Below are 16483 nucleotides of genomic sequence, written 5' to 3'. Positions count from 1 at the left end.
TGTTCTCGCTTTGGGTTTCAGGCTTTAGTCAACAATCTGGATATGCTCAGCTTCATTAAAATTGGCCATATCCGAGAGGATGATACGGTCCGCTTCATTGGCGCCTTGGGTGATCTGGATATATCGGCCCGACTCCTCACCGAAGCTGATGGGCTGGAGTGCCGCTTCCTCCCCGTTTTCATTAATCAGGAAGAGGTTGGTCTCACTGTGCCTCTGTACATTGATAGGTCTCTCGACGAACAGTGTATCTTCCATCGTAGCGGTGAAGATCCGGGCATCGACGTTGAGCTGTGGCCTGGCAGACTCCGGGGCGCCCGCGCTAAAAGCAATTTCCACTTCAATATTGCCGTCCCGAACCTCAGGAGTAATACGGGTTACCACGCCCTCGACTTTTTCCCTGCGGGTATCAATTTCAGCGGGCTGGCCAACCTCCAGTTGCTCTGCTTTGGATTGTGGTACTTGAACCAGGGCGAGTAGATCTGTCTCGCTGCCGATCAACGCCAGCTCCTGGCCGGGATCGACACCTTGCCCCAGCTCTACTGGTAGTCTTTGTAGTATGCCGTCCAGGCCGGCGCGTACCGTCAGTCGCTCTGTTCGTTGCTGGATACTTTGCAGTTGGGTCTGGGCTTGGTTGATTTGCTCGCGCTGGATTAACTCTGATTCGACGGCGACTTTGCGCAGGTGATTGATACGCTGTTTTTGCAGGTCCACACGTTTTTTCATCTGCTCTTGGCGTAAGACGGTGGTTTGGTAGGTGAGCTGGGAAACCACTCCACTTTTTACCAGCTCGTCCTCAGCTTCGCGACGCAACTTGATCACCTGGTAATTGGAGTTCAGCTCCGCGAGTATGGCTTCCTCCGCGAGCACATCGCGCTGGTTGTTCAGAACAAGCCGGCGCAGATTAGCTTCCTCCTGTTCCAGGGAGGTTTCGGCTCCATCCAGATCGCGTATTAACTCTGGATTACTCAGCTGCATAATGATGCTATCACTTTGTACTTCTGCACCGGGACGCAACATAATTTTTTCAACATTCGCTGCGGTTAGAGCGGTAATTAACGTCTGCTTGTCTGAACGCAGCCTACCATAGCCATCTACCACAACCTGCAGGTCTCCCCGTTGGACGGTACCCAACATCAGCTGTTCCCGCTGAACTTTGTAGGCGCTATCAGGAAGTAAGAGGAGAGTGCTGGTGAATGCCACAAAAGCTAGAGCAGCACCACCCAGCATTAAAGGGTGCTTAATCAGGGGGCGTTTCTTAGGTTTAATAATATCCATATTGCGGCATTTCCTTGGTTAAGCAATCGTTGCACGCTTTTCTGCTGTGAAACCTTGATGTGGAGGCGAGTTAGAGGTGGAAAACCATAGCGATTAAAAAGGGTGGTATTCCTGTTGGAACTCCGAGGGAGGGCGGGTTTTTATCTTGTAATTAGTACTGTCGAGCATATTTTTATGATCAAAACTTAGGCTGTATAAGGGTTTTAGGTAAGGCTGAAAATGCAGGAAAATTGGTGCAAGAACCAGTTGCTTGCGGTGAATGGTAGGGAAATACAGGACGGTTTGAATATTGTGAGGTGGGCAGTCACTTGAGAAATTTAACGATTACCCAATGAATTTTGAGGATCAACTCACAAGTTAAAAGGAAGAGATATGATGGAAATAAGGTGTCGTGGCTTAGTGAATCCGGTGGTTTGTCTAAACCACTACACCGTTAACAAAATAGGTTTGTAAAAAGAAGGGCTTGATAAGCCTTAGTGCAAATTACAGGCCGGGGGTTATCCCAGAGCTTTGACCAATAGCGCCTGTTGAAGTTGATCGTCATCAACCCCCTCTGGTCGGGGTATCTGCACGATATGCCCGGATCCCGGAGCTACATCGATCGCTTTGCCTTCCGTATTCTCCATTTGCTTCAAGGGGAAGAACAAGCTACCGCTGGGAGTCATTAACTCCAATTGATCACCGCGTTCAAAGCGATTTTTAACATCAATCGTCAAATACTCAGGACTTCCGTCAATAAGCTCGCCTACGAACTGTTGGCCCGGAGTTGATATCAATCCCTTTTCATATTGCTGGTATTCTGCTGGTGGATGGCGACGGTAGAAACCTTCCGTGTAGCCCCTATTTGAGAGGGTTTCCAATTCGTCCATCATCTTCATGTCAAAGTCTTTTCCTGCTGCAGCATCGTCTATCGCGCGACGATAGATCTGGGCAGTACGAGCCACATAGTAGTGGGATTTGGTGCGACCTTCGATTTTTAAAGAGTGAACCCCCATTTCCGTGAGGCGCTTGACATGCTGTACGGCCCGTAGATCTTTGGAGTTCATGATGTAGGTACCGTGCTCATCTTCGTAGGCCGGCATATATTCTCCAGGACGACCTTCTTCCTGCAGTAAAAAGGCCTGGGAAGTACTGTCACTGGCGGAGGTGGGTTGCTGGGTTTGCACATGAATCAACTCGCCAACTTCATTCTCTTTGGCTTCATGAGCTTGGTATTGCCAGCGGCAGGAGTTGGTGCAGGCGCCCTGGTTGGCATCTCTATGGGTCATATAACCGGACAGCAAGCAGCGCCCGGAATAGGCGATACAGAGTGCACCGTGGACAAAGACTTCCAGCTCCATCTCAGGCACTCTCTGGCGAATTTCTTCAATCTCATCCAGGGACAGTTCCCGGGAAAGTATCACCCGAGATAACCCCTGGCGATGCCAGAACTTTACGGTTGCGTAGTTTACCGCATTGGCCTGAACGGATAGGTGGACTGGCAGATCAGGCCAACGCTCCCTTACCATCATGATCAGGCCCGGGTCGGACATAATCAGGGCGTCAGGCCTCATTTCGACAATTTCTTCCAGGTCCCGCAGGTAACTGCGAACTTTGTCGTTGTGAGCGGCGATGTTAGAGGCGATATAGAACTGTTTTCCCTGCTGGTGTGCTTCTTCTATGCCTAGGCGCAGGGTTTCAATATTTTTGAATTCATTATTGCGCACACGCAAGCTGTAGCGGGGCTGGCCGGCATAAACGGCATCGGCACCATAGGCAAACGCATATCGCATATTTTTTAAAGTCCCTGCGGGGGACAGTAACTCAGGTTTAAACACGGAAAAACTCATAGTGGAATAGTTGGACGCGGCCGCATGTTAACGGTAATCAAGGTTGCACTAATTGATATAAATCAATTAGTGCCGGGGTGGAAGTGATAAGCTGATTTGGACGGGGCTATGCTTGTTTTTCTAGCCGAATAGTTGACCTCTGACCTCTGACCTCTGACCTCTGACCTCTGATTTATGTTGCTTACTTGTTAATTCTGTAGGACCCGTTGATAACCTTGCGTATATACCCAGTCATTATTCTTGGCTGGCAAGTGGCATCCAAAACAGTTGTTAAGCCCGCTGCCCTTCCAGGTTTTGGTTTCACTTTCTGTTATTCCTGGCTTAAATAAAGCCCATCCCCAACCTTCGGCCCAGGTCTCGTTTTTGGGAAATCGCCCTTCAGTGTCCTTTACCATCATAAATGTGAACTGGAGATCAGAGGAGTAGTATGCCAAACCAGTAGTAAGTGGTTCTGATTTGGTGCTGTTGACGTCTTTTACCAGTACTGCGCCATCCGGGAATTTTCCGGTGTTACGAAAGGCTTTAACTGCCGCAGGTTGGGTGTAAACATTGTGGGTATCCCATCCCTCGCCATTCGAGGACTTTACCTGATAAGAGCCGAGAAAGGTCCAGTTTTGGCGGTAATCCTTAGGCAAGGTGATATTTCCCCGTGGATCGACGAAATTACTGAATGTGGACTTTAGGTTTTCCTGGGCTATGGCCTGCAAGCTAAAGAGAATTCCCAGTGTCGCTAAACAGATGGTCCGCATGACGTCTCTTCCTATGTTGATTCAATAGAGATGAGGATTAACTCTGGCCCTCAATATTTTGAAAGTATAGGGAGGCGAGGGGTGATGAACTGTCAGCTAGCTGACAAAAAAATTGGATTTAGCCTTGCGCTAAGTCTTTGAGGGCGTTTTTGTTAAGTAAACATATATGTTGGCGTGTGTAATCGATTACGCCTTCCTGTTTCCAACGGTTAAGTAGCTGGCTGACAGTTTGTCTACTGCCGCCGGCCATAGCCGCTAACTCAGACTGGGAAAGCCTAACGTCCAGTTCATGCCCGTGGGCGCAGGGTTGCCCCCGAAAATAAAAGAGTTGAGATAACAAGCTTGCTAATCTTACAGGCAGTGGTGCGGTGATATGCTGAAATATACGCTGCTGCAACAGGGATTCCCTGTTGGCTAAATGCTCTATAAGGTCTTCTGGGGTTTGTGACAGAGAAAGCATCAGTGTATTGAGATTTTCTGGAAAGGTTACCTCTAGCTCACAGCCTATTTTGGCAATTGCTTCGATATCTTGTGAATTCCCGCCTAGGCCGGGGCCAAACCAGGAGCCTGGTCCATATAAGTCTACAAGCCCAGAATTGCCTTGAAAATCCACTTTATGGATAAGAACATAGCCTGTATGAATAAAATAGATTTTTCTGGATTCTTGTCCCTGGCGGAATAATACTGTTTCTTTAGCGCAGTATATTCTTTTTGTTTTAGCGGCTATTTCTTGCAATTTAACATAATCCTGCTGGAGGCTCTTAAAGTTAGGTCTCTTTGTTTCGAGCGAGTTAGTTTTTTTGGGGGGGAAATTGAACCCTTAGCCTAATGTCTAATTTCAAACAATATCGCGTCGGGTGCACCCTAAATCCCTCACAAGCTGGTGTCTTAAATAGTAATGGTCTGGCAGGCCGACTTAATGTGGCGGTCGTAAATTCCAGGAGCCAGTATCATCAAGATATTTTTCTCGATTATCAAGCTTCGGGTCGAGAATCTCACTTCAAACTGATTAGTGGCGTTGTCGAAAACAGCTAAACTTGTGTAATTTCCTTTTGTTTTTTGCATCAGGCTCTTAGCTATGTGTTCTGATTCAAGCCGGGCTGACCGCCCAGATTATGATCAGGTGATACAGGATATTGCTGATTATGTTCTCAAATTCCAGGTTGATTCTAATGAGGCTTGGCGAACATCCCGCTATTGCTTGATGGATTCTCTGGGTTGTGCGTGTCTGGCATTAGGTTTTCCTGAATGCACTAAATTATTGGGTCCTCTGGCAGAGGGCACTGTGGTGCCTAATGGGGCCCGTGTGCCGGGTACCCAATTCCGTATGGACCCGGTAAAGAGCGCCTGGGATATAGGCGCTACCATTCGCTGGCTGGATTACAACGATACATGGCTTGCGGCAGAGTGGGGGCATCCATCTGATAACCTGGGGGCCATATTGGCGGTCAGTGATTATCTTTCCCGGAAGAAGATATCCGTTGGGGAACCCCCGTTAAAGATGCGAACAGTCCTGGAGGCAATGGTTAAAGCCTATGAGATCCAGGGTGTATTGGCACTGGCTAACAGCTTTAATCGTGTGGGACTCGATCATGTTTTACTTGTGCGGGTAGCTTCGGCGGCAGTGACGGCCTGGTTAAAAGGGGGGAGCCGGGAAGAGGTGATGGCTGCAGTCTCTCTGGCATGGGTGGATGGCAGTGCTTTACGTACCTATCGACATGCGCCTAATACTGGTTCCCGTAAGTCCTGGGCTGCAGGAGATGCCACATCCCGGGGAGTGCGTCTGGCTGAAATGGCTTTGAGTGGGGAAATGGGGGTACCTAGCGCGCTGACAGCAAAGCAGTGGGGGTTTTATGATGTTTCTTTCAGTAAAACCAATGCCGATCAGAAAATAAAGGCGCCGGTAAATCGCCAATTTCACTTTTCCCGGGAGTACGGCTCCTATGTTATTGAAAATATTTTGTTCAAAATTTCTTACCCAGCTGAGTTCCATAGTCAAACGGCTTGTGAGGCGGCGATTATCCTGCATTCAAAGATTGAAGGACGTTTCGCAGATATTGATAAGGTTGTAGTCACTACCCATGAGTCGGCAATTCGGATTATTTCCAAAACAGGTCACTTGGCTAATGCCGCGGATAGAGATCATTGTCTTCAATATATTGTTGCAGTCGGCCTGCTGTTTGGAGATTTGTCCGCCGGGTATTATGAGAATGATTTTCACCAGGATCATCCGGAAATAGATGAGTTACGTAAAAAAATTGAAGTTGTTGAGGATAAGCGTTATAGCGATGAGTATCTCGACCCGAACAAGCGATCTATTGCCAGCGCAGTCCAGGTATTTTTCAGGAATGGTAGCGAGACAGAAAAGATTGAAGTGGAATATCCATTGGGGCACAGACGCCGACGTCAGGAGGGTATGCCGTTGCTAGAGGAAAAGTTCAGGTCAAACCTGCTCTCGCATTTTCCTCCTCATCGGGCGGAAAAAATCATTGGTCTCTTCAAAGCACAAAAGAAATTTGAGGAGACGCCAGTAAATAGATTTATGGATTTATTGGTAATTTGACCAATTCAATTTCCGCTTAAAGTGGACGCAGAAAAGGCGGCCAGAGGCCGCCTTTTCTTAAGTTCTTAAAGATATATGACAGCCAAACTGCTCAACCCAAACCCAATTTGGATGGCTGCCCTATAAAGCAATAATTAGAACTTGTACTCAGCACCGATACCGGCATAGCTGCGGTCGTAGTCGCCATCAGCAGTTTCGTCGGTGTAGAAACCGAATACTTTGGCAGAGCTGTTGAACTTGTAGTCAAGGCCCAGGCTGTAGGTCTCACCACCTTCCTTTTTAATATCAGACTGGCCGTACTGAGCCTTCATAGTCCACTGTTCGATTTTGTAGGCTACAGAGCCCATCCAGCCGTCGGTGCTGTTGCCAGCTGCGTCTTCCTGGTCTTCGAACAACGCACCTACCTGTACAGGGCCGATGTTGTACTGGGCTACAAAGCGTTGAACGTCGATGTCCTGGCCTTCAACATCCTGGTCGAATGCATAGGCCATGAAAACGCCATTATTATCGTAGGCAACAGAAGCTGAGATACCGTTGTTGCGCTCTTCACCAGTTTCTTCGTTAATGACTTCGCCTTTATTGCTGATATAAGCAGTAGAAGCTTTGAAGCCAGCGAAAGAAGGAGTAGTGTACTGCAGGGCATCTTCTTCGCGGTTGTCGCTGCTGGTAATCAGGCTTTTGATATCGCCTTCCAGGTCGTTGAACAGGTCAACTTTCTTCTGCGCAACTTTCAGCGGGGTGTCAAATTTACCCGCGATAACCTGACCAAAGCCGCCTTCCAGGCCAGCGTAGATGTTGCGTTGGGAGAAGGTGTCATCGGCGTCTCCGTCCATATCTACTTCGTATTCCATACGGTAGATACCCTTGATGCCGTCGGTCAGGGCGATTTCACCCTTAACGCCCAGGCGGGAGGCGTTGCTCTGAACGTCAGTTTCAGAGCCATCACCCTCATCAGCAGCCTGGAAGGTGACATTGGCTTTGCCGTAAAAGTCGAGTACATCGCCTTCATCTTGGGCGTTGGCCATTGTAGGAATCATGGCAACGATGGCCAGAGAGAGAGCGGTCTTATTCATAGTCGTCTCGCACAGTTTATGGTTTTGGGTTGAGGGGTGGCCTTCCGTTCTGTTTGTTGGCTGTCCCTCTATTTGGTGCGGATTTTGCGACTTGAATATTACAAACATGTTAAAGATGGCACTTTTCTTAAAAAAATATGACCAGGCGGTGCCATTAATAACAGTTAAGGCAGCCTGAAAATTGTAAATCACGTCGTTTTAAGCCTTGAGTGGTGCAGCTGTATATCTTTTGTAGATGAAGCCTTTGTGTGGATTCCTTACAGGGAGTATTTCTTATTGATAGCAATGGGCCGCAGGCTGACAGGTTCCCCTGTCGCCAAAGGAGAAAGAAGAGCTGGTGGATCTAGGGTACCGATACTTGGCGGGCCGATTGTGTGGCTATGGGTGTTTTCCCTGTCAATTGTATTGGTTGGGCTACTTCCCGTATTGCCCCGGCCCACAGAGCTATTGGGTGGCTACTTGGTAGTAAGCCTTGTTGTGGCACCGTCTTCGCAGCGTATCAGTCTATGGGGCATTCTTTTAGTGTCCTTTGCTGGGTCGTCCTGGGCACTATTTTCCAACCAGGCAGTCCTGGATCAACGATTGCCTCTTTGGGCTCATGGGTCAGATCATTTCTTGGATATAGAAGTCACTTCTTTGCCAGAAATCCGCTCAGTAGACGGAGGGAGCTGGCAGCGAGATCCGGGTGTCAATATACGCTTTCAGGCTAAAGTGGTCTCTACGAATGAAGATATTGTCTCTGGGAGTCTTCTCTATCTCACCTGGTACCGAGTAACTCCGAGCGCTCTTGTTCAATTGCGAGGTAACAGTCATTGGAGGTTGCCCGTCCGTCTAAAGCGACCGCGGGGTAGTGTAAACCCCTATGGGTTTGACTACGAGGGCTGGTTATTGCGTCGTGGTGTGTATGCAACTGGCTATGTTCGCCCGAAAGATCTAAATCCAGAATGGTTGGGGCAGGGCTGGGGACTGGCGAAAATACGCGATGTGTTTCGTGAAGCTCTTCGAGAACTGCCGATTGAAAGGCCTGCACTGGCGGCTGCGCTGCTACTAGGGGATCGCAGTGGGCTCAGTGGAGAGGAACGTGAAATATTGCAGCGGACGGGGACAGCGCACTTGTTGGCCATTTCTGGACTTCACGTTGGGATGGTTGCGGGCTTTCTACTGCTGATCGGTAATATGATTAGTCGAAGTGCTGGTGTGTTTATTGGCGCTAGCCTGCGGTTACTTCCGGTCATCTTGGCGTCTTCCGGGGTCTTGGTTTACACCCTGCTGGCTGGCGCACCGCTATCAGCCCAGAGGGCGATGGTAATGACATGGGTGTTGCTACTCGCCTGGCAGTGGCGCCGTAGGATAGGTGCGGGATTTGCTTTCGCTCTGGCTTTGACGCTTGTACTGGTGATTCAGCCTCTTGCCTTTTACGAAGCTGGATTCTGGCTGTCATTCGCTGCAGTAGCGGCGTTGCTCCTCGGCTTCGGTGGGCGACAGGTGATTGGGAAGGGACACCAGGACCAAGGTAGGGAAGGGGGTTGGCGGTCGTTACCCAGGGTTGCAGATACTCTCAATGCTTTTCTTCAGCTGCTACGTAGCCAATGGCTGGTCGCGCTGGGCTTGATACTACCTTCAGTTGTCTACTTTTCCGGTTACAGCAGCGGCGGATTACTGCTTAACTTACTCGCTATTCCGTGGTTGGGCTTGCTAATCCTGCCAGCTTTGATGTCGGGGGCTTTGTTAATAAACACGGCGTTGGGGCATTTGTTTCTCAGTTTTGCCGGATGGCAGCTGGACCTTCTCTTGCAGCTATTGGAGAGAGCTGACAGATACTTGCCCACCTGGCAGGCTCTGAGCCCTCCCCAGGGTGTGTTGATGTTATCAGTTGTCGCGGGGTGCCTGCTGATGTTACTGATGCCGAGGGGAATGCCGGGAAGAAACCTGGGGTGGCTATTCCTGTTACCTCTGATTCAACCGGTATTGCCTCTACCTGCAACTGAGCGTGAGGGGCTCACATTTGCTGTGTTGGATGTAGGGCAGGGCCTGGCTTTAGTTCTTTATTCTTCACGGGGTAAGCTGGTAGTTGATGCCGGGCCGGTTTCGAATTCCGGATGGAGTGCGGGAAATACAATTGTTGCACCGTTTCTCAGTGGTAGAGGAATTGATCAACTGGATGCGCTGATTGTCAGCCATGGTGATCAGGATCACGCCGGGGGCGTTGAGGGGGTGTTGTCTGGTAAATCTGTTAGCAACCTGTACGCACCAGGAAAGTTAGGGCAAAAATTAGCGGCTGGCTTGGATGTATTCTCCAAAACTTGCGTTGCGGGCAAAGAAGAAAAATTTGGTGAAATTAATATCCGCTGGCTTTGGCCCGAGCAAGTAACAGTTACTGGTGAGGAGAATGACCACAGCTGTGTTGCCCTGGTTGAATGGGGTGAGGTACGGATATTGCTAACCGGTGATATCAGTGCTGCAGTAGAGCGCCGCCTGGTAATGACTTATCCGCAGTTTGTTCCAGTGGATGTACTGGTGGCACCTCACCATGGTTCAAAGACTTCATCATCCATGGCTTTGTTGAACTGGGCAAAGCCCAGACATGTTGTTTTCAGTGCGGGATTTCGTCATCACTTTGGTCATCCACACTCCGATGTGGTTGCGCGGTATCACGAAGTTGGTGCGCGAATTTTCAATACTGCCGACAGTGGCGCGGTTGAATTTTTCTGGGGGGAAAACGCTCTAGAACCTGAAATTTTTATCGCGCGGTCGGCTCCGCGATTTTGGTATGCGAGTCACACTGATAGCGAAGGATTACCTGGAAGACTTAGCCGCCGGGAGTAGCTGTGATAAAGTGCCCATCCTGCATCTCAAGTGCAGAAGAAAATTACGAAAATCCCTCTCGCTGTTTGGGGCCAAAAAAGTGTTTGAAATAATAAAATCTGGCGGCTGGCTGATGTTGCCGATCCTGCTTTGTTCTGTTGCCGTAATTGCAATTTGTATTGAGCGCCTTTGGACTTTGAATCCCCAGCGTATTGCACCGCGTACTTTGCTAGGAGATGTTTGGGGGTGGCTGAAAAGCAACCAGGTAAACGCCGACAAGTTAAAAGAGTTACGTGACTCCAGTCCTTTAGGGCGCATTTTTGCGGCCGGGCTTTCCAACTCCCGTCATGGACGGGAGGTTATGAAAGACAGTATTGAGGAAACTGCGAGCCAAGTGGTCCACGACCTGGAGCGTTTCCTGGGTGCATTGGGCACGATTGCTGCTGTTGCCCCTTTGATTGGTTTATTGGGTACTGTTATCGGTATGATCCAGGTGTTTACGGCAATTATGCTTGAAGGCACCGGAAACGCGGGTGTACTGGCCGGAGGTATCAGCCAGGCTCTGATTACCACTGCCGCCGGTTTGACTGTCGCGATTCCTGCACTGATGGCACACAGGTACTTTCAGCGCCGGGTAGATACCATCGTAGTGACTATGGAGCAGGAAGCGGTAAAACTCGTGGATGCTTTACACAGTGACCGCAAAATCGAAGATGCGGCCTGAGCGAGGTAGCAATCCATGCAGTTTCGCCGCCAAACCAAAGAGCAGGATGGGGTAAACCTAACGCCATTGATCGATGTGGTCTTTCTGCTCCTCATATTTTTTATGGTGTCTACTACTTTCACCAAAGAGAGCCATCTCAAGTTGAACCTGCCTGAGGCCGCGGGCCCTCAGGCAGCGGATCAACCGCAAGCTGTAGAAATTCTGATCAGTGCAGATGGCTCCTATTCGGTGGATGGTCAGGCACTGATCAATAAAAAACTGACCACTTTGAAATCTGCGCTGTCGGAAGTATCCGCAGGCGAGTACAATCGCCCGCTTGTGATAACCGCCGACGCCACAGCCCACCACCAGGCCGTGGTTCGTGCAATGGATGCCGCTGGACAGCTGGGCTTTGTCAACCTAAGCATTACTACACGGCAACCGGAAGAGAACTAGCGCGCAAAGCCTGCCTCGGTACTGCGATTGGTTGTAGGTTTTGTGTGCGATCCCGCTCCTTAGGGGGTGGGTCCAGTCATTGGTCTGTATGAAGAAAGTAACCTTGCCCCCGAGCACACCACAGCGCGGGGCGCACACTTATCGACGCCTGCTCGCCTACGCCCGACCGCATCTGGCCATTTTTGCTGTTGCGGTACTGGGATTTTTCCTGTTTTCCATCATGGGCGTGAGCCTGATTGCTGTTACTGAGCTATTGCTCGACGCTGTTGGTGCAGGTATTCAGGAGAGCAGGGGGTTCCTATCCAAGTTTGTAGCATCCCATTATCCCGGGGGGGTTATGCCCCAGGAGACTGCTCGCTGGTTGGTACCTCTTGCGATGCTTTTGATCATTGTGTTGAGAGCAATTGGAAACTTTGTCGGCAGCTACGGCTTGGCTTATGTGGGTCGTGCGGTGATTCACGAGCTGCGAGCCCAGCTGTTTGAGAAGATTGGCCAGCTGCCCAGTGCTTATTTTGATCGCTACACGGGCGCCTACCTCATCTCCAAAGTTTCCTATAACGTCGAGCAAGTAACTAACTCTATCACTAAGGCCGTAAAGGTTTTATTTCGTGAGTCTTTTACCACTATTGGTTTGCTGGCATACCTGTTGCTAGTGAACTGGAAGCTGACACTGACTTTTTTCTTGTTTGCGCCGTTTATTGCCCTGATTGTGCGTACGGTAGGCAAGCGTTTTCGCAAGTTGAGCCACAGGATACAAAACTCCATGGGTGACGTAACACATGTTACCCAAGAGGCAATTAATGGCTATCAAGTAGTACGCATGTATGGTGGTCAGGAATACGAAAATTCGCGATTCCAGTCTGCCAGTGATAACAATCGCAGGCAGTTTATGAAACTGGTGGTAGCCAACAACGCCAGTGTATCTGTGATCCAAATCCTGGTAGGGCTCTCAACTGCCACTATCGTATGGCTGGCGTTGGCCCCGGGCATGGTGGAGGCGATGACTGCCGGTGTTTTCGCAGCCTACATTGGCGCGGCGGCTTCCCTGGCAAAACCGGTGCGCAGTCTGTCGGAAGTCTTTGCTGATATCCAGAAGGGTATTGCTGCGGCGGAGAGTATTTTCGAGGTGATGGATGCGCCGAAGGAGTCGCAAGGCGGAAATGTGGATTTGCCCAAGCCAGTTCGTGGCTCGGTTTCCTTTGAGGCACTTGACTTTAGCTACGATGAATCCGCGCCCCAGGTGCTATCTGATATCAGCTTTTCAGTAGAGCCGGGTGAGACTATTGCATTGGTCGGCGCCTCCGGTTCCGGTAAAAGTACTTTGGTGAGCCTGCTGGCACGTTTCTACGAGCCAACAGGTGGCCGTATTCTGGTGGATGGTACCGATATTTCATCGGTACCTTTGCAAGATCTCCGCAAGCATATCAGCATGGTGTCGCAAAATATTGTGCTGTTTAACGACACAGTTTACCGAAATATTGCTTACGGTGAGCTTGAACATGCGCCAAAGGAAAATGTATTGCGTGCAATTGAGCAGGCGCACGCAGCAGACTTTATTGAAGAGCTGTCTCAGGGACTGGAAACTGTTCTGGGTGATAATGCGCAGATGCTTTCTGGTGGCCAACGCCAGCGGTTGTCAATTGCTCGGGCCCTGCTTAAGGATGCGCCAATTTTGATTTTGGATGAAGCAACCTCTGCATTGGATAATGAATCAGAGCGGCATATCCAGGCTGCCTTGGCAGAAGTGATGAAAAATCGCACTACGTTTGTTATTGCCCACCGCTTAACTACCATCGAGAATGCCGATCGTATTTTGGTAATGGAGAAAGGACACATCGTAGAGAGTGGTAACCACGTAGAGTTACTCGCTCGCGGGGGGCGTTACGCCACTTTGTTGCAACAGCAGACAATGGGATAGGGCACTTGGATGTCACTGGAAGACTGGTTTAACAAGCGCTGGTATCCGGAGAAAGGGAAGGGGCGTTCCCTCTCCCTGTTGACGCCACTGGAAATGCTCTACGGTGGAGTGAGTAGGCGGCGTCGGGTATTAAACTCACGTACGCCACCGGAACCTCTTTCAGTACCGGTTATTGTGGTTGGGAATATTACCGTTGGTGGTGCTGGCAAGACACCACTTGTGGCAGAGCTCGCGCGCTGGCTTAAAGAGCGGGGCCACAACCCCGGTATTATCAGTCGCGGTTATGGCGGGCGAGCTGAGCGTTACCCCTATCAGGTTACAGCGCAATCACATCCATTGGAGTCTGGCGATGAGCCTTTGATGCTGCACCTGATCACTGGAGTTCCAGTGATGGTTTCCCCACAACGCACTGAAGCCGCCCAGGCCCTGATCGACTACCACCAGTGCGATGTGATTCTCTCGGATGATGGTTTACAGCATTACAGTCTCTGGCGGAGCCTGGAAATTTGCGTAGTGGATGGCCATCGTGGCCTAGGCAACGGCCATATGTTGCCGCGGGGCCCGCTACGGGAACCCGCCACCCGCCTGCAAAGTGTGGATATTGTGGTTAGTAATGGCGAGCCAGAGCCCAAGGTAAAGCAGCAGTGTGGTGATTTGCTCGAATTCCAAATGACACTGGAGCCATCTTGTTGGCACCAGTTCAATCTAGACCAGACCTCCACCCTGCGACTGACTTCCGGACCAGAGATCGGCCCCTGTCATGGAGTTGCAGCAATAGGTAATCCCCAGCGGTTTTTCCGCGAACTGCAGAAACTTGGCTATAAGGTGATGGAGCAGCCCTTTGCGGACCATCATCAGTTCAGTCCACAGGAGCTGCATTTTGATGGCGAAACCCCAGTGCTAATGACTATGAAAGACGCGGTGAAATGCCGGGATTTCTGGGAGAGCCATTGGTGGGCACTTGAGGTGCGAGCGAAATTACCAGACCTTTTCTATCAGAAGGTGCATCAGCACCTGCAACAGTTTTGCCAACATGAAAAATAGTTTCTCTTTTGACGTAATTATTCCTGCTCGATTCGGTTCAAGCCGGTTACCTGGTAAACCCCTGGCTGATATTGCCGGCAAGCCTATGATTCAGCATGTTTACGAGCGTGCCAGTGAGAGCAGTGCAGAGCGGATTTTTGTCGCTACTGATGATATGCGCGTGGCGGAGACTGTACGTTCTTTTGGTGGTGAAGTGTGTATGACATCCACGGAGCATGCGTCAGGAACTGATCGCTTACAAGAAGTGGCAGCAAACCTGGGGTTGTCCGACGATCGTATCCTGGTAAATGTACAAGGGGATGAACCCTTGATTCCGCCTCAGGTTATCGATCAGGTAGCTTCCAATCTCGCGCAAAATACCGATGCGGGCGTTGCTACTCTGGCAGAGCCAATTCTTACCCTGGAGGATTTCCATAACCCGAATATCGTTAAGGTTGTAACTGCAGAATCCGGTTTGGCCCGCTATTTTTCACGTGCTCCCATTCCCTGGCCCAGGGATGCTTTTGCTCAGGATAGCAGCGACCTACCTGCAGGCCTGGAACCACGTAGGCATATTGGAATCTATGCTTATCGAGTGGCGCAGCTACAAAGTTTTGTGACTTGGCCAATGGCCCCTCTGGAGAAATTTGAAGCTCTGGAGCAGCTGCGCTTTTTGTACCACGATGAGAATATTCATGTGGCTAATGCTTGTGCAGAGGTACCTGGCGGTGTAGATACTGAACAGGATCTTCAGCGCATGCGCTCACTGCTCGGCTAAAGCTGAACCTCAATGATAGAGAATGATATTGATCTGCAACCGCATAATACTCTGGCAATTTCTGCGCACAGTGCATTCTTTGCCAGGGTGGAAACGTTGGAGCAGTTGCGTGAGGCATTAGCATTTGCCCGCGATCGCTCCCTGCCAATATTGCCCCTTGGTGGTGGTAGTAATATAGTTTTAACAGGTGATTATCCGGGCCTGGTCATTCAGGTCGACCTTCGTGGTTTTTCTATTAGGTCTGACAATTCGGGCCATATTCTAGAAGCGGCGGCTGGTGAAAATTGGCACCGAATAGTAATGGCTACGGTGCAAGGGGAGTTGGGGGGGCTTGAGAATCTTGCCCTTATTCCTGGCAAGATAGGTGCTGCACCAATCCAGAATATTGGTGCCTACGGAGTTGAGTTGTGTGATCGCTTCGTGAGTCTCCAGGCAATGGAGATCGCAAGCGGTGAATTGCGAAACTTTGCAGCAAAAGATTGTAGTTTCTCTTATCGCGACAGTGTTTTTAAGGGGAAACTCCGGGACAAATATATTATTACCCAGGTGAACTTGTGCCTTCCCAAGAAATGGCAAGCGCATATTGATTACCCCGCGCTAAGCCAGTATGTAGCTGGACAAAATTGGAATGTTGATAGGCTTACACCCTCACAGGTTGCTCAGGCGGTAATTGATATTCGCAACAGTAAGCTGCCGTTGCCGGATAAAATCCCAAATGCCGGCAGCTTTTTTAAGAACCCTATTGTCGATACCCATAGCTATCTGAATCTCAAGGCAGAGCACCCGGATCTCGTTGCATTTGCTGCTGGGGATTGTTGGAAGTTAGCTGCAGGCTGGTTAATAGATCGGGCTGGTTGGCGCGGTGTCAGGCGTGACGCTGTCGGGGTTCATGAGTTGCAGGCTCTGGTACTGGTAAATCCAGGTAGAGGAGCCGGTGCTGAAGTGACGCGATTGGCTGAAGATATTGCTGAAGATGTCCATGCTAAATTTGGTGTATCCCTGGAGCCGGAACCCCGTTACTACCCCTAACATCTCTTCGGTGCTTTTGCTTGCAGCTCACGGACTCTTTTTTCTTTCATAGGCTCTTCATTTGGGGGCTGCTCCTTAAGCACAGTTAATCGTGCGCAGAGTCAATCTTTTGTTGGTCGTAGTTACCCTGATCAAAAGCTCCCGGGCCAGTTGAGTTTGACTGCCAGAAAACTATCATCCCCAACAGGGCTTTATGCTGCCCTTTCCAAACTGTAACTATATAACCAAAAGTAATGCAGCACGATTCATATATTTCTATTTGTACCATAAACATTTTCTTCA

At 49.9% G+C, this 16483-nt stretch carries 13 protein-coding genes; 8 read left to right on the top strand and 5 right to left on the bottom strand.

The features are described from left to right. Nucleotides 1-24: 24 nt before the first annotated feature. The 4 genes from ACJJJB_RS09130 to ACJJJB_RS09115 form a co-directional block, all read right to left on the bottom strand. Entirely contained in the window at nt 25-1275 is a 1251-nt protein-coding gene (locus ACJJJB_RS09130) for an efflux RND transporter periplasmic adaptor subunit (RefSeq protein WP_444946704.1), read from the bottom strand. A gap of 497 nt (nt 1276-1772) precedes the next feature. Continuing rightward, nucleotides 1773-3104: a prephenate-dependent tRNA uridine(34) hydroxylase TrhP gene (gene trhP, locus ACJJJB_RS09125; RefSeq protein WP_444946705.1), complete on the bottom strand. Its 1332-nt coding sequence runs from the start codon at nt 3102-3104 to the stop codon at nt 1773-1775. A gap of 188 nt (nt 3105-3292) precedes the next feature. After that, complete coding sequence (locus tag ACJJJB_RS09120) at nt 3293-3853, bottom strand: cytochrome P460 family protein (protein ID WP_444946706.1); 561 nt, start codon at nt 3851-3853, stop codon at nt 3293-3295. A 118-nt stretch (nt 3854-3971) separates the two neighbouring features. Next, nucleotides 3972-4589, bottom strand: coding sequence for a Crp/Fnr family transcriptional regulator (locus ACJJJB_RS09115; protein ID WP_020412953.1), 618 nt, complete (start codon nt 4587-4589; stop codon nt 3972-3974). 342 nt (nt 4590-4931) lie between these two features. Between ACJJJB_RS09115 and ACJJJB_RS09110 the strand changes: the two genes are divergently transcribed. After that, entirely contained in the window at nt 4932-6416 is a 1485-nt protein-coding gene (locus tag ACJJJB_RS09110) for a bifunctional 2-methylcitrate dehydratase/aconitate hydratase (protein ID WP_445366098.1), read from the top strand. A 134-nt stretch (nt 6417-6550) separates the two neighbouring features. On the opposite strand, the gene ACJJJB_RS09105 is transcribed toward ACJJJB_RS09110, so the two are convergent. Next, entirely contained in the window at nt 6551-7489 is a 939-nt protein-coding gene (locus ACJJJB_RS09105; protein ID WP_020412950.1) for a porin, read from the bottom strand. A gap of 372 nt (nt 7490-7861) precedes the next feature. On the opposite strand from ACJJJB_RS09105, the gene ACJJJB_RS09100 reads away from it, so the two are divergent. The 7 genes from ACJJJB_RS09100 to murB all read left to right on the top strand — a co-directional run bounded on the left by ACJJJB_RS09100 (nt 7862) and on the right by murB (nt 16201). After that, nucleotides 7862-10315, top strand: a complete 2454-nt coding sequence (locus tag ACJJJB_RS09100; protein ID WP_445366097.1) for a DNA internalization-related competence protein ComEC/Rec2 — start codon at nt 7862-7864, stop codon at nt 10313-10315. Nucleotides 10316-10394: 79 nt separating this feature from the next. Then, nucleotides 10395-11018, top strand: a complete 624-nt coding sequence (locus tag ACJJJB_RS09095; RefSeq protein ID WP_020412948.1) for a MotA/TolQ/ExbB proton channel family protein — start codon at nt 10395-10397, stop codon at nt 11016-11018. A gap of 15 nt (nt 11019-11033) precedes the next feature. Beyond that, a complete protein-coding gene (locus ACJJJB_RS09090; protein WP_020412947.1) occupies nt 11034-11453 on the top strand; it encodes an ExbD/TolR family protein in 420 nt (139 codons plus the stop codon). An 88-nt stretch (nt 11454-11541) separates the two neighbouring features. Next, nucleotides 11542-13371 (top strand): lipid A export permease/ATP-binding protein MsbA, encoded by a 1830-nt coding sequence (gene msbA, locus ACJJJB_RS09085; RefSeq protein ID WP_445366096.1) that lies wholly within the window; start codon nt 11542-11544, stop codon nt 13369-13371. 9 nt (nt 13372-13380) lie between these two features. After that, nucleotides 13381-14415: a tetraacyldisaccharide 4'-kinase gene (lpxK, locus tag ACJJJB_RS09080; RefSeq protein ID WP_282953383.1), complete on the top strand. Its 1035-nt coding sequence runs from the start codon at nt 13381-13383 to the stop codon at nt 14413-14415. Further along, a complete protein-coding gene (gene kdsB, locus ACJJJB_RS09075) occupies nt 14405-15172 on the top strand; it encodes a 3-deoxy-manno-octulosonate cytidylyltransferase (protein WP_353376263.1) in 768 nt (255 codons plus the stop codon). The genes lpxK and kdsB overlap by 11 nt, the downstream gene beginning before the upstream one ends. A gap of 12 nt (nt 15173-15184) precedes the next feature. After that, a complete protein-coding gene (gene murB / locus ACJJJB_RS09070) occupies nt 15185-16201 on the top strand; it encodes a UDP-N-acetylmuramate dehydrogenase (protein WP_445366095.1) in 1017 nt (338 codons plus the stop codon). Nucleotides 16202-16483 lie beyond the last annotated feature (282 nt).

This window comes from Microbulbifer variabilis (genome assembly GCF_052468405.1).
Note: the sequence above shows the minus strand (reverse complement) of the source record. Positions and strands in the feature narration are given on the sequence as shown.